Here is a 14,947-nt window from a genome sequence, read left to right as displayed (position 1 = left end):
ATTTTAATCACTAGAGGCATGGCTATACCATGTATTCCCCAAAAATATTAATTATAGCTTATGCCTTAATTTTGACGGGTTGTGTTTCGCTTGCCCCTGAATATCAACGTCCTAATCTTAATGTGCCTCATCAATTCAGTAGCAATATTTCTGATGCAGTAAAGCAGGCTCAAATAGAATTATCGATTCCTAGTTGGGACCAATTTATTCAAGATCCACAAATGAAAAGAGCGATAGAAATTGCGCTTGAGAAAAACAGTGATTTATATCTTGCTGCGTTAGATGTAGAAGAAGCTCGTGTGCGTTTTGGGTTAGCGGAAGCTGAAAAATATCCTCAAGTTAATTCATCAATGAGTGGTGACTATAGCCAATCATTAGAGTCTGGCACATCGTTCAATAAGAAATATAGTGCGGGTATTGATATCAGCTATGAACTGGATTTTTTTGGACGTATTAAAAATTTATCTGATGCAGATAAAGCAAAATTTATCGCTTCCCAAGAGATGAACCGCGCGACACAAATTATAACAATCAAAACGGTAGCAGAAGCGTATTTAGATGTGGTGTATAACCAAAAACTATTATTAATTGCACAAGAGACGAAACAAAGTTACCTCAATAGCCAATCGATAGTAATGCAAAAAGTGGTGGCTGGAAAAGCGGGGTTATCAGATTTAGAACAAGCTAAAGGACAAGTGCAGTCTATTTCTATTAATATCGAAAAAATTGAAAGTGAAATTGCTAAAAATGAAAATTTATTGAATTTTTTGGCGAATGATTATGTAACAAAGATAAACTCAGAGTTAGGGCACTACGAACCGAACTATCCCTTGATTACAACACCTTCAAATATTCCTTCTGAAATATTATTAAAACGCCCAGATATTATGGCTGCGGAACAAAATATTATTTCTGAGAATGCCAATATTGGTGTAGCGAGAGCCGCTTTTTTTCCTTCAATTTCCTTTAATACGGGTATCGCAAATAATAACGAGTCCTTAACTGGGCTATTTGATTCTTCAAATGGTATTTGGAATTTTATTCCTAAAATCACGTTACCTATTTTTACTGGAGGCTCAAATAGCCAAAATTTAGAGTTGGCAAATATTAGAAAAAATAAAGCGATTGTTAATTATGAAAAAAGTATTCAGGTGGCGTTTCGTGAAGTGAAAGATGCCTTAGTGATCAAATCGAGTTTAGAAAAACAACTTATATCCCAAGAGCAATATGTCAACACGCTGCAAAACGTCTTAATACAGAAACAAGCCAGTTATCGATATGGTGGTTTGAGTTATCTCGATGTTCTTGAAGCACAGCGTAGCTTATTTACTGAACAGCAAAATTTATTGATGTTGAAAATAGAACAGCAGAAGAATGAAATAAATTTATTCTCTGCACTAGGTGGTGGATTAATAAAATCATGAAGGTAAAAATGAAAAAATTAAATACAGTATTTTTTGCAATTTCAATGGCGATGTTAACAGCAACTGGCTATGCAAACGGCGCTGAACATAACCACTCTATTTATCCAGAAAAAGTCGCAGAACCGACAATTAATACAGAAGGAAAGCTCATTTCGATTGATAAAGAGAACAAGAAATTAACGATAAATCATAAAGAAATTGAAAGCATTGGCTGGCCACCAATGACGATGCGTTTTACTTATGAAAATGAAAATATGATCAACGGTTTACAAGAAAATGATGAATTAAAATTTTCATTTGTACAACAAGGTAATCTTTCAATGTTGAAATCCGTCGAAAAGATAAACTAAATAGATAGAGAGATGTTATGTCATTAGTTAACCTGACCAAATTGCTATTGGTAATTATTTTATCGAGCGTTATTTCAATTTTATTTTATCGTTATTTTTTCGTTGTAGAAAATAATAGCCAATCAGTTGAAAAACAAGAACGCACCGTATTGTATTGGTATGACCCAATGTATCCCAATACTAAATTTGATCAACCAGGAAAATCTCCTTTTATGGACATGGATCTTGTCCCTAAATATGCGGATGAAAACTTGGCTTCAGCGGATAGCAAAGGGATAACAATTAACCCAACACAGACACAAAATTTAGGGCTTAAAACGGTGGGTGTAAAGTGGGGGAAATTAAACTATGACTTAACATTTCCAGCCGAAATTGCGTTTAATGATCACCAATTTGCTATCGTACAAGCACGAGAAAATGGTTTTGTTGAAAAAGCTTATCCATACACAGTCGGTGAGATGATCCAAAAAGGCGTTCCTATTGCTGAGCTAACGATCCCAGCATGGGTTGAAGCGCAAAGTGAATACCTTGCACTTAAGCAAATGAATGCGAGCCAACAAGATCTTAATAGCGTCATTGAGCGTTTACGTTTAAATGGCATGCCGGAAGGTGCGCTTTCTCAGTTTATTAAAACAGGAAAAGTGCAAACACGTTTTACTATTCAAGCCCCTATTTCAGGAGTAATTACTGCACTTAATCTGCGTTTAGGGATGAATGTATCCAAAGAAGTCGTTATTGCACAAATTCAAGGAACTGATCCATTATGGATTAATGCATCAGTTCCTCAGTCTGTCGCTGAATTACTTAATCAACAAACACAATTTACAGTTTCCATTCCTGCCTATCCTTCGCAGTCATTCACTGTCAAAAATTGGTTGATATTACCCAGTGCAGATCAAGCAAGCCGCACCATTAATATTCGCACGGAAATGGCGGATCCCAACCATTTATTAAAACCGGGCATGACGGCGTATTTAAATCTAATTGCAGAAGGTACGGAAAGTTTATTGATCCCTACACAAGCCATTGTGGATTCAGGGAAAGAACAGCATGTTATTGCTGTTGGTGAGAATGGTGAATTTATTCCGAAAAGGGTGCGAGTGCTGAGTGAATCCCAACAAATAACGGCAATATCGGAAGGTTTACAAGTGGGCGAGCATATAGTGACTCAGGGGATTTTCCTAATTGATTCTGAAGCGAATATTGCCGGGGCATTAGCCAAGATGGAAGCGCTTCCCGAACCATCGGTGTCATCTAATCATTCATCACATAAATCTCAGGAGTAGAGTATGTTGGAATGGATTATAAGACGCTCAGTTGCTAACCGGTTTTTAGTGCTAATGGGAGTCGTATTTTTAGTTATTGCAGGTATTTGGAGCATTCGAAGTACACCTGTTGATGCATTACCTGACTTATCTGATGTACAAGTGATCATCAAAACCACTTATCCAGGGCAAGCGCCACAACTAGTTGAAAACCAAGTCACATACCCGATAACGACGACAATGTTATCTGTGCCGGGAGCAAAAACGGTGCGTGGTTTCTCTGCCTTTGGTGACTCATATGTTTATGTTATTTTTGAAGATAATACCGATTTATACTGGGCTCGTTCACGAGTTTTAGAATATTTAAACCAAGTTCAAAACCAATTACCTAAAGGTGCAGTGGCATCCATTGGGCCTGATGCAACAGGTGTTGGTTGGATTTTTGAATATGCTTTAGTGGATAAAACGGGAAAGCATAATTTAGCGGAACTGCGTTCGTTACAAGATTGGTTTTTGAAATATGAATTGAAGGCGTTGCCAAACGTTTCAGAAGTTGCAACCGTCGGTGGTGTGGTTAAATCCTACCAAATCTTAGTTGACCCACTCAAACTTAGCCAATTTTCAGTGACATTACCTGAAATAAAACAGGCAGTTGAAATGGCTAACCAAGAAGCGGGTGGTTCATCGATTGAAATTGCTGAAGCTGAATATATGGTTAGAGCAAGTGGTTACCTTCAATCTATTGATGACTTTAATAAAATCTACCTAAAAACACCAGAAAATGGCGTACCCATTTACCTGCAAGATGTTGCTCGAATACAGGAAGGCCCCGAAATGCGCCGTGGGGTTGCTGAGCTAAATGGAGAAGGCGAGGTTGTGGGTGGTATTATTTTGCTTCGTTCAGGTGAAAATGCACGTAATGTGATTCATGATGTAAAACAAAAGCTTGAAGATTTAAGTGCTAGCTTGCCGGAAGGCATCGAAATTATCACTACTTATGATAGAAGTATTCTTATTGATAACGCGATTGATAATTTGAGTTATAAGTTACTGGAAGAATTTATTGTTGTCGCATTAGTATGTGCTGTTTTTTTATGGCATTTCCGTTCTGCGTTAGTGGCTATTATTTCCTTGCCTCTTGGATTATTTATTGCCTTTATCGTCATGCGCTACCAAGGAATAAATGCAAATATAATGTCATTAGGGGGCATTGCAATTGCGATTGGGGCCATGGTGGATGCCGCCATTGTTATGATAGAAAATGCGCATAAAAAATTAGAAAAGTGGCAGTATGAAAATGAAGGTAAAGTCATTGATAATGCCCAGCGTTGGAAAGTTATTACGGACTCTGCTGTTGAGGTTGGACCCGCATTATTTATCAGCTTATTAATTATCACATTGTCTTTTATTCCTATCTTTACGTTGGAGGGGCAAGAAGGTCGTTTATTCGGTCCACTCGCATTTACAAAAACCTATGCCATGGCGGGGGCTGCAGCGCTAGCATTAATTGTTATTCCAATTCTAATGGGGTATTGGATCCGCGGTAATATTCCAAATGAAAATAAAAATCCACTGAATCGTTGGTTGATTTCACTCTACAGCCCTATTTTAACGAAGGTATTGGCATGGCCAAAAACAACCTTGTTAATTGGTTTCTTATCTTTATTTACCGTGATATGGCCATTAAAACATTTAGGTGGTGAATTTCTTCCTGCGATTAATGAAGGTGACTTACTTTATATGCCTTCAACGCTACCGGGGGTTTCTCCTGCACAAGCGGCATTTTTACTACAAAATACAGATAAGTTAATCAAAACTATTCCTGAGGTGGATACGGTATTTGGAAAAGTCGGTAAAGCTGAAACAGCTACGGATTCAGCTCCGATGGAAATGATTGAAACAACGATACGTTTGAAGCCGCAAGCACAGTGGCGAGACGGCATGACTCTCGAACAAATTATTGATGAGCTGGATGAAACTGTGCGTTTACCTGGGGTTGCAAACTTATGGGTTCCACCTATTCGCAATCGTATTGATATGTTGTCTACGGGAGTTAAAAGCCCTATAGGTATCAAAGTATCGGGCAGAGATCTCGAAGAAATTGATGCATTAGCCCAAGAAATTGAAAAAGTTACAAAATCGGTGCCCGGGGTTGTTTCTGTTTTAGCCGAGCGATTAGTTGGTGGGCGCTATATTGATGTCAAAATCGATAGAGAAAAAGCCGCGCGTTTTGGTATGAGCATCAGTGACGTACAAGTTTATATTTCAATGGCGACTGGCGGGGAAATGATTGGGGAAACAGTTGAAGGGATTGAGCGTTATCCAATTAGCATAAGATATCCTCAAGATTACCGAAATAACGTATCTGCGATGAAATTGTTGCCAATTTTAACGCCGAGTAAACAGCAAATTGTACTTAGTGATGTTGCGGATGTATCCGTGAATATGGGCACCCCAATGTTGAAAACGGAGAATGCAAGACCGACTAGCTGGATTTATATTGATGCACGCGATCGCGATATGGTCTCTGTTATTAAAGATATTGATGCAGCAATAAAAGATAACATCCAAATGAAGCCGGGTCTTAGCTATTCCTTTACAGGGCAATTTGAATTACTTGAAAGGGCTAATCAAAAGTTAATGTTAATGGTTCCCGCTACCATCATGATTATTTTTGTATTGCTTTATTTAGCATTCAGACGATTTAGTGAGGCTTTGCTGATTTTATTAAGCTTACCTTTTGCTTTGGTTGGGGCTATTTGGTTCCTTTACTGGATGAACTTTAATTTATCGGTTGCGACAGGAACTGGATTTATTGCATTAGCAGGTGTAGCAGCTGAATTTGGTGTGGTTATGTTGATTTATTTACGCCATGCAATCGAAGATAAAGAAAAACAGCAAGGAATAAGCAGCTTATCAGATAAAGATTTAGACCGTGCATTATATGAAGGGGCTGTTTTGCGTGTTCGTCCTAAAGCCATGACGGTTGCTGTAATTTTAGCGGGTTTATTACCCATATTACTTGGAACAGGCGTTGGTTCGGAAGTGATGAGCCGTATCGCGGCACCGATGATTGGCGGCATGATCACCGCACCGTTATTATCCCTATTTATTATTCCTGCAGCTTATAAATTAATCTGCCAGTTACGTCATAATAAATAATGATGAATATTCACCATGACTATTTTGAAGGTAAATTAAAGATGAAAAAATTAATGTTGAGTGGAATGTTATTACTGTCATTCTCTGCATTTTCTCAAAACCAGAGCGTGCAATTGTATAAAGATGCAAACTGTGGTTGCTGTGAATTGTGGGGCGAAGGGATCAAAAAAGCGGGATATAACGTTGAAGTGAACGAAATCAGTTATGATGAATTAAATCAACTCAATGATGAATTGAAGGTCCCTTATAACTTACGCAGCTGCCACATAGCTAAATACAAAGGCAAAGTGATTGTTGGACATGTTCCTGTGAGTAGCCTTGATGCGATTGATGCTTTACCGGCAGATGTGGTGGGAATTTCTGTTCCGGGTATGCCAATTGGTAGCTTAGGTATGGAGCAGCCAGATGGCCGTACTCAGCCTTATTCTGTGGTGCAGTTTAAAGCAAATGGTGAATATCGTTAATTAAGATGTATTTCATTAAGTTGCAGGATTTCCTGCAACTTATGTATTTCATTAGCTTTCTAATATTAATTCGATAGCTTTGAGCTCTTCTTGCGTAAAATTACGATTTTTTAGGATCCCCATCGCATCATCAATTTGGCTGATACGGCTTGCGCCGATGAGCACTGAAGTGATCCTATCATGTCTCAGTAACCATGCTAAGGCCATTTGATTTAGCTTCTGTCCTCTTTTTACCGCCAGTTCGTTCAGCTGTTTAATCTTTGATAAAACGTTGGATGTGAGTCTTTCTGGCGGTAAAGAAGGGTTACCCGCAGCGCGTGAATCCGCAGGAATACCATTAAGATAGCGATCAGTTAAAATCCCACCTGCTAACGGAGAGTATGCGATAGAGCCGACACCTTCTTCTTCCAGTAAATCGAGTAAATCTTCTTCAGGAGTGCGTTCTAGCATGGAATATCTAGGTTGGTGAATCAGGCAAGGGGTTCCTAATTCATTGAGAATATTAATGGCTTCTTTAGCTAAATTTGTTGGGTAATTAGAAATTCCCACATACAGAGCTTTTCCTTGGCGAACAATGAGATCTAGTGCTCCCATGGTTTCTTCTAATGGAGTACTGGGGTCAGGTCGATGATGATAAAAGATATCCACATAATCTAAACCCATGCGTTTTAAACTTTGATTTAGGCTTGCAACCAAGTATTTTTTACTTCCCCAGTCGCCATAAGGGCCATCCCACATAGTGAAACCAGCTTTTGATGAAATGATCATTTCATCTCGATAAGGCAGAAAATCCTGTTGCATGATCCTACCAAATGTACTTTCGGCAGATCCTGGCGGTGGCCCATAATTATTCGCAAGATCGAAATGGGTGATCCCAAGGTCAAAAGCACGGCGAAGCATGGCTTGGCAATTATCAAAGGGTTTGTTATCGCCAAAGTTGTGCCATAACCCTAATGAAATCAGTGGTAAGCGCAATCCGCTACGGCCACATAAACGATATTCCATTTCAGTATAGCGTTTTGATGATGCGACATAAGGCATACTTCACCTCCAAAATAGTGGGTAAAACGCAATTTATACTGTCATAAAGCTAAAAAGTAGGCTGAGGAATCAATGCTAATTCGTGCTTAGTGAGAAGGTTTATGAGTAAATTGTGATTGAGCCCGAAAAAAGAATGAAGTATTTTGAAATACGTGGGTGTCTGTTGTGTGTCAGTTCCCACGTTTTGTGCATTAAGCTTGTTCTGGGCGTGTAAATACTAACTCGCTACCTTTAGATTGGCTTTCATTAAATTGATAGCCTTCTAAATTAAAATCAGCTAGTTGGTCTGTTTTCGTTAATTTGTTTTGGATGATAAAGCGGCTCATTAAGCCACGCGCTTTCTTCGCATAAAAGCTGATAACTTTGTATTTGCCGTTTTTCTCATCAAGAAAAACAGGCTTAATAATCTGCCCATCTAATTTTTTTGTATTCACTGATTTGAAATATTCATCTGAGGCAAGATTGACTAATATTTGGTCTTTTTGCTCCGCTAATGCATGATTTAATTGCTTGGTGATAATGTCTCCCCAAAACTCATACAAATCTTTTCCACGGGTATTTTTTAAACGAATTCCCATTTCTAAGCGATAAGGCTGCATTAAATCTAGCGGTCTTAAAACACCATAAAGGCCAGATAATATGCGTAAATGGGACTGGGCAAATTTAAAATCATCTTTAGAAAACGTTTCTGCCTGCATACCAGTATATACATCCCCTTTGAAGGCGAGGATCGCTTGGCGTGCATTTTCTGGGGTAAAGTCCGCGTGCCATTCTGCAAAACGAGCGGCATTGAGCCCCGCAAGTTTGTCACTAATTTTCATTAAACTGGCGATATCCGCGGGGGTTAACTTACGACAGACATTAATTAATTTTTGAGACTCAGAGAGTAACTCAGGCTGAGTATATTGTTGTGTTGCAAGTGGGCTTTCGTAGTCTAATGTTTTTGCAGGTGAAATTGTAATAAGCATGACTTGACCCTTAATAAAGAATGATACTGCTTACTTTAGCAAAAATTCAGCCTAATTGGCTAATTGATACGATAAGCCAAACCAATATTATTCTTTATTACAATAACAGCACAATATAACTTGCTAAAAGGATTCAGTTTCTAATTAGTTAGCGAAATCGATTGCCAATCAAATAGTTGCTTTTGACTAGATTTACTTGCTTGCAGCAATGTGGATGCATGATATTATCTGTAGACGGTGCGGCGATAGCCACAATTCCTTTATAATACGCAAAGTAATTCAAGTTGCAGTTTGTTAGCCAACGCAACTACATTCGCAATAATTGTAGGTAGCCAACACCGCTACAACTTGAAATATGACGGGTATAACAACGAGATTAAAGAAATGACCGATAAACTAACCTCATTACGTAGTCTGACAACTGTTGTTGCTGATACTGGCGACATCGAAGCGATGAAGCTTTACAAGCCACAAGACGCGACCACAAATCCATCGCTGATCTTAAATGCTGCACAAATTCCTGAGTACCGTAAATTAATTGATGAAGCGGTAGAATGGGCACGTAAGCAAAGCAATAATCGCGAGCAACAAATTGTTGATGCTTGTGACAAGCTGGCTGTTAATATCGGTCTGGAAATTCTGAAATTAGTTCCGGGTCGTATTTCTACTGAAGTTGATGCGCGCCTTTCTTATGATGAAGAAGCTTGTATTGCTAAAGCGCGTCACTTAATCAAAATGTACAACGATGCAGGCATCAGTAATGACCGTATTCTGATTAAACTGGCTTCGACTTGGCAGGGTATCCGTGCTGCTGAGAAACTGGAAAAAGAAGGCATTAACTGTAACCTGACTTTATTATTCTCTTTTGCTCAAGCACGTGCTTGTGCGGAAGCGGGTGTATACCTGATTTCTCCATTTGTGGGCCGTATTCTTGACTGGTACAAAGCGAATACAGATAAAAAAGAATTCGCGCCACATGAAGATCCAGGTGTGGTTTCTGTTACTGAAATCTACAACTACTACAAAGCTCACGGTTATAAAACGGTGGTTATGGGCGCAAGCTTCCGTAACGTGGGTGAAATCATTGAACTAGCAGGTTGTGACCGCTTAACTATCTCTCCAGGGTTATTGAAAGAGCTGTCAGAATCACAGGGTGAATTAGTACGTAAACTGACAGATGCAGGTAAAACTCAAGAGCCAGGCGCTAAGTTGACAGAAGCAGAGTTCTACTGGCAGCACAATCAAGATCCAATGGCGGTTGATAAACTGTCTGACGGTATTCGTAAGTTTGCAGTAGACCAAGAGAAACTGGAAAAAATGATTGCAGATTTACTGTAATTTATTTCTTTTTTTCGTTAAAACCCAGCCGGTTGGTTGGGTTTTTTTATATCCATTTTTCATTGAGTTAGTTCTCAATTTAAAGATAAAAACACCTCGGCACTGCATGCAATCATTCATCATGATATGATATCGCTCCTGTTTATTCTTAAGTGAACAGTTTTTGATTGAATAATTTCTTTGAGGTTTGTATGGATGAATTGCGCATAGGTCTGGTTTCTGTTTCTGATCGTGCTTCGAGCGGTATTTATGAAGATAAAGGCATTCCTGCATTAGAGGAGTGGTTAGCCAAAACGCTGACAACACCTTTTCGCATCGAAACTCGCCTGATCCCTGATGAGCAAATCATGATAGAGCAAACATTATGTGAGCTGGTGGATGAATTTGCTTGCCATTTAGTCCTAACTACTGGGGGCACAGGCCCCGCTCGTCGCGATGTTACACCTGACGCAACCCTCGCGATTGCAGACCGTGAGATGCCGGGGTTTGGCGAACAAATGCGGCAAATTAGCCTAAAGTTCGTGCCTACTGCGATATTATCACGCCAAGTTGGAGTAATACGCAATCAGGCTCTGATTTTAAATTTACCAGGGCAGCCTAAAGCAATTGCGGAAACTCTGGAAGGCTTAAAGGACAAAGAAGGGAATGTAGTCGTTTCTGGTATTTTCGCCAGTGTTCCTTATTGTATTCAATTGCTTGATGGCCCATATGTGGAAACAGACCCTACGGTTGTGAAGGCATTTAGACCTAAATCAGCAATTCGTTCTGAGTAGTATTTCAATATAATCAGGTGAGCATTGACTCACCTGATTAATAATATTTAATGCATAAAATCACATACGTTAGTCAAACTTAACCACGTTGACCAATCGGTAATACCGTTTTGCCATATTGCTCATTTAATATTTCCGCAACCGCTAAATAAAATGCGCTAGCACCACAGATAATTCCTTCAAAACCTGCAAATTTTAGTAATGCCGCATTTCCCGTAATATTACCAATCGCTAATAAAGCGAATAATACAGTTAAGCTACCAAAGACAAATTGCAAAACAAAATTAGCTTTGAATGTTCCCAAGAACATAAAAAAGGTAAAAATTCCCCAAATAGCGAGGAAAACACCTAAAAACTCAGGTGAAGTTGCTTCAGCTAATCCCATTGAAGGTAAAAATAATAGACCAACTAATGCAATCCAAAACATCCCGTAAGAAGTAAATGCGGTTGCACCGAATGTATTGCCTTTTTTGTATTCAATCAGGCCCGCAATAAATTGAGCAATACCACCATAAAAAATGCCCATACTTAAAATAACGGATGAAAGAGGGAAAAAACCTGCGTTATGAATGTTTAGCAGGATGGTTGTCATACCAAAGCCTAGTAAACCAAGTGGGCCTGGATTTGCAAGAGAGCTAGACTGCATATAACCTCTGGTAAAATATATAAAATTCAAATAGATAAAAAATAGAAAGTTTTGCCAAAGTGACAGCGGCGGCGCATCATACGCAGTTTTGATTGTTTAAACCATGATCACAAGACAGGTTTTTTTGCAATAAATGCAAATTTTTTTGATTCTCCCCCTTGATGAATGAATTTGTGACCCCATCTTAAAAGCATCAACTGATATCAATCCAAATTATTGCGTATTGAAAAATAATTTAGGCTCAGAGTGAAAACTCCCTTGAAAATGAAATATTGAGCCTCATATAGATTGATATCGAAATCATAGTGAAAAGAATTCCTTTGGAGGCGTTTTAGATGGGTAAAATCATTGGTATCGACTTGGGTACAACTAACTCATGCGTTGCAATTATGGATGGTACTACAGCTCGTGTTCTGGAGAACAGCGAAGGTGATAGAACGACTCCTTCCATCATTGCGTACACTCAAGATGGTGAAATTTTAGTAGGTCAGCCAGCAAAACGTCAGGCTGTGACTAACCCAGAAAATACTTTATTTGCAATCAAACGTTTGATTGGTCGTCGTTTCCAAGACGAAGAAGTTCAGCGCGACGTTTCTATCATGCCATATAAAATCATTGCGGCTGATAACGGCGATGCTTGGTTAGATGTGAAAGGCCAAAAAATGGCTCCGCCACAAGTTTCAGCTGAAGTTCTGAAAAAAATGAAGAAAACAGCTGAAGACTATTTAGGTGAGCCTGTAACAGAAGCAGTTATTACTGTACCTGCTTACTTTAACGATGCTCAGCGTCAAGCGACTAAAGATGCTGGTCGTATCGCTGGTTTAGAAGTAAAACGTATCATTAACGAACCAACAGCTGCGGCATTAGCATATGGTTTAGATAGAGAAGTGGGTAACCGTACTATTGCGGTTTATGACTTAGGTGGTGGTACATTTGACTTATCAATCATCGAAATTGATGAAGTTGATGGCGAAAAAACCTATGAAGTTTTGGCAACCAATGGTGATACTCACTTAGGTGGTGAAGACTTCGATACTCGTTTAATCAACTACTTAGTTGAAGAGTTTAAGAAAGAACAAGGTGTTGACCTACGTAACGACCCGTTAGCGATGCAACGTCTGAAAGAAGCTGCAGAAAAAGCAAAAATTGAGCTGTCTTCTGCACAACAAACAGACGTTAACCTGCCGTACATTACAGCGGATGCAACAGGTCCTAAACATATGAATATTAAAGTGACTCGTGCGAAATTAGAGTCACTGGTAGAAGATTTAGTTAAGCGTTCTATGGAGCCAGTTAAAGTTGCACTGCAAGATGCGGGCTTAAGCGTGAGCGAAATCAACGACGTTATTTTAGTTGGTGGCCAAACACGTATGCCAATGGTTCAAAAAGTTGTTGCTGATTTCTTTGGTAAAGAACCACGTAAAGACGTGAACCCTGACGAAGCAGTTGCAATGGGTGCGGCAGTACAAGGTGGTGTTTTAGCGGGTGATGTTAAAGACGTTCTGTTACTTGACGTAACTCCTCTGTCTTTAGGTATCGAAACCATGGGTGGTGTGATGACTTCGTTAATCTCGAAGAACACCACTATCCCAACGAAACATAGCCAAGTATTCTCAACAGCGGAAGATAACCAAGCAGCGGTAACTATCCATGTTCTGCAAGGTGAGCGTAAACGTGCAAGTGACAACAAATCACTGGGTCAGTTTAACTTAGATGGTATTCAACCTGCCCCACGCGGTATGCCACAAATTGAAGTGACTTTTGATATCGATGCTGATGGTATCTTGCATGTTTCTGCGAAAGATAAAAATAGCGGACGTGAGCAAAACATCACCATTAAGGCTTCTTCAGGTCTGAATGACGAGGAAATCGAAAAAATGGTACGTGACGCAGAAGCAAACGCTGAAGCTGACCGTAAATTTGAAGAGTTAGTTCAGGTTCGTAACCAAGCTGACCAATTAGTTCACGGTACTCGTAAACAAATTGAAGAAGCCGGTGATAAATTACCAGCTGAAGATAAAGCGAATATTGAAAAAGCAACTTCTGAATTAGAAGCGGCAGCAAAAGGTGAAGATAAAGCGGATATTGAAGCGAAAATCCAAGCTTTAGTCACTGCATCTGCAAAACTTCTGGAAATCGCACAGCAACAAGCTCAAGCGCAAGCGGGTGGTGCTGCTGGCGCAGAAGCGAAGAAAGATGATGACGTTGTTGATGCTGAATTCGAAGAAGTTAACGACAAAGATAAAAAATAATGCCCTTAGCGGGCGCAGTAGCTGTAGCAAATGCTAGTTAATGGTTACTGATACCGGATACGGGCGTCGAGGGAACTCTACGCCCGTTCCGCATGTTAAGGGTAAATAGAATGGCGAAAAGAGATTTTTATGAGGTGCTAGGCCTCGAAAGAAATGCTTCAGATAAAGATATTAAGCGAGCTTATAAGCGCTTAGCGATGAAGCATCACCCCGACCGTAATCAGGGGGATAAAGAATCAGAAGGTAAATTTAAAGAAATTAAAGAAGCTTACGAAGTTCTTTCTGACGAGCAAAAACGCGCCGCTTATGACCAATATGGTCATGCAGCGTTTGAGCAAGGCGGAATGGGCGGAGGCGGCGGCTTTGGTGGTGGCGCTGACTTTAGTGATATCTTTGGTGACGTCTTCGGTGATATTTTTGGAGGCGGCCGCAGACAGCAGCGCCCAAGCCGTGGTTCTGACCTACAGTACAACATGGAACTGACTCTTGAAGAGGCTGTCCGTGGAGTGACCAAAGAAATCCGTATTCCGACCTTAGAAACCTGTGACGTTTGTCATGGTAATGGTGCGAAACCGGGAACCAGTGCGGATACATGCTCAACCTGTCACGGTATGGGCCAAGTCCATATGCGCCAAGGCTTTTTCTCTGTACAACAGCCTTGTCCAACTTGCCATGGTCGCGGTAAAGTAATCAAAGATCCATGCAACAAATGTCATGGTCATGGCCGTGTTGAAAGATATAAAACACTGTCAGTTAAAATTCCAGCGGGTGTCGATACGGGGGACCGTGTTCGTTTATCAGGGGAAGGTGAGGCCGGAGAAAACGGAGCACCAGCAGGAGATTTATTCGTTCAGGTTCATGTGTTACCTCATAATATTTTTGAGCGTGATGGTAATAACCTGCACTGTGAGGTGCCGATTAACTTTGCTGATGCAGCACTGGGCGGCGAAATTGAAGTGCCAACCCTCGATGGGCGTGTAAAACTGAAAATCCCAGCAGAAACTCAAACTGGTAAAATTTTCCGCATGAAAGGGAAAGGTGTGAAATCGGTACGTGGTGGTCTGCAAGGTGATTTAATGTGCCATATTGTTGTTGAAACACCCGTTAAGCTGAATGAGAAACAAAAAGAGTTACTCAAAGAATTTGGTGAATCATTAGGTGGAAAGAGCGGTGAGAAAAACAGCCCACGCTCTAAAAGCTTTTTAGATGGTGTGAAAAAATTCTTCGATGATTTAACAAATAAATAATGAGTGGCTAATTAAAC

At 39.9% G+C, this 14,947-nt stretch carries 12 protein-coding genes; 9 read left to right on the top strand and 3 right to left on the bottom strand.

Features of this window, described 5'->3' with window-relative positions; translation table 11 throughout:
- Positions 1-29 precede the first annotated feature (29 nt).
- From PSF28_RS05390 to PSF28_RS05370, 5 genes are read left to right on the top strand one after another with little or no spacing between them, the layout of a single operon-like run.
- Positions 30-1,424, top strand: coding sequence for an efflux transporter outer membrane subunit (locus PSF28_RS05390; protein WP_210836603.1), 1,395 nt, complete (start codon positions 30-32; stop codon positions 1,422-1,424).
- A gap of 8 nt (positions 1,425-1,432) precedes the next feature.
- Complete coding sequence (locus PSF28_RS05385; protein WP_272665630.1) at positions 1,433-1,774, top strand: copper-binding protein; 342 nt, start codon at positions 1,433-1,435, stop codon at positions 1,772-1,774.
- 17 nt (positions 1,775-1,791) lie between these two features.
- A complete protein-coding gene (locus tag PSF28_RS05380) occupies positions 1,792-3,060 on the top strand; it encodes an efflux RND transporter periplasmic adaptor subunit (protein WP_272684749.1) in 1,269 nt (422 codons plus the stop codon).
- A gap of 3 nt (positions 3,061-3,063) precedes the next feature.
- The gene (locus tag PSF28_RS05375; RefSeq protein WP_210836612.1) at positions 3,064-6,201 is read left to right on the top strand and encodes an efflux RND transporter permease subunit; all 3,138 of its coding nucleotides are present in this window, start codon (positions 3,064-3,066) and stop codon (positions 6,199-6,201) included.
- 41 nt (positions 6,202-6,242) lie between these two features.
- Complete coding sequence (locus PSF28_RS05370) at positions 6,243-6,665, top strand: DUF411 domain-containing protein (protein ID WP_210836613.1); 423 nt, start codon at positions 6,243-6,245, stop codon at positions 6,663-6,665.
- Positions 6,666-6,716: 51 nt separating this feature from the next.
- Here the strand turns inward: PSF28_RS05370 and PSF28_RS05365 are convergent, their stop codons facing one another.
- Positions 6,717-7,706, bottom strand: a complete 990-nt coding sequence (locus PSF28_RS05365) for an aldo/keto reductase (RefSeq protein WP_272684748.1) — start codon at positions 7,704-7,706, stop codon at positions 6,717-6,719.
- 191 nt (positions 7,707-7,897) lie between these two features.
- Positions 7,898-8,674: a peroxide stress protein YaaA gene (gene yaaA / locus PSF28_RS05360; RefSeq protein WP_272684747.1), complete on the bottom strand. Its 777-nt coding sequence runs from the start codon at positions 8,672-8,674 to the stop codon at positions 7,898-7,900.
- Positions 8,675-9,058: 384 nt separating this feature from the next.
- Here yaaA and tal point away from each other — a divergent pair, with 384 nt between their 5' ends.
- On the top strand, positions 9,059-10,012 hold the full coding sequence (tal, locus tag PSF28_RS05355; RefSeq protein ID WP_210836618.1) for a transaldolase: 954 nt from the start codon (positions 9,059-9,061) through the stop codon (positions 10,010-10,012).
- 191 nt (positions 10,013-10,203) lie between these two features.
- Positions 10,204-10,785, top strand: a complete 582-nt coding sequence (gene mog / locus PSF28_RS05350; protein WP_004914701.1) for a molybdopterin adenylyltransferase — start codon at positions 10,204-10,206, stop codon at positions 10,783-10,785.
- 79 nt (positions 10,786-10,864) lie between these two features.
- Here the strand turns inward: mog and satP are convergent, their stop codons facing one another.
- Positions 10,865-11,431: an acetate uptake transporter gene (gene satP / locus PSF28_RS05345; RefSeq protein WP_004905651.1), complete on the bottom strand. Its 567-nt coding sequence runs from the start codon at positions 11,429-11,431 to the stop codon at positions 10,865-10,867.
- A 335-nt stretch (positions 11,432-11,766) separates the two neighbouring features.
- Between satP and dnaK the strand changes: the two genes are divergently transcribed.
- Together dnaK and dnaJ are read left to right on the top strand one after the other, a co-directional pair.
- Positions 11,767-13,683, top strand: a complete 1,917-nt coding sequence (gene dnaK / locus PSF28_RS05340; RefSeq protein WP_004914699.1) for a molecular chaperone DnaK — start codon at positions 11,767-11,769, stop codon at positions 13,681-13,683.
- 110 nt (positions 13,684-13,793) lie between these two features.
- Positions 13,794-14,930: a molecular chaperone DnaJ gene (gene dnaJ / locus PSF28_RS05335; RefSeq protein WP_109911858.1), complete on the top strand. Its 1,137-nt coding sequence runs from the start codon at positions 13,794-13,796 to the stop codon at positions 14,928-14,930.
- Positions 14,931-14,947 lie beyond the last annotated feature (17 nt).

Origin of the sequence: Providencia sp. PROV130 (genome assembly GCF_028482225.1) — a bacterium.
GTDB lineage: Bacteria > Pseudomonadota > Gammaproteobacteria > Enterobacterales > Enterobacteriaceae > Providencia > Providencia rettgeri.
The sequence above is the reverse complement of the archived record's forward strand: the minus strand, read 5'-3'. Positions and strand labels throughout refer to the sequence as shown.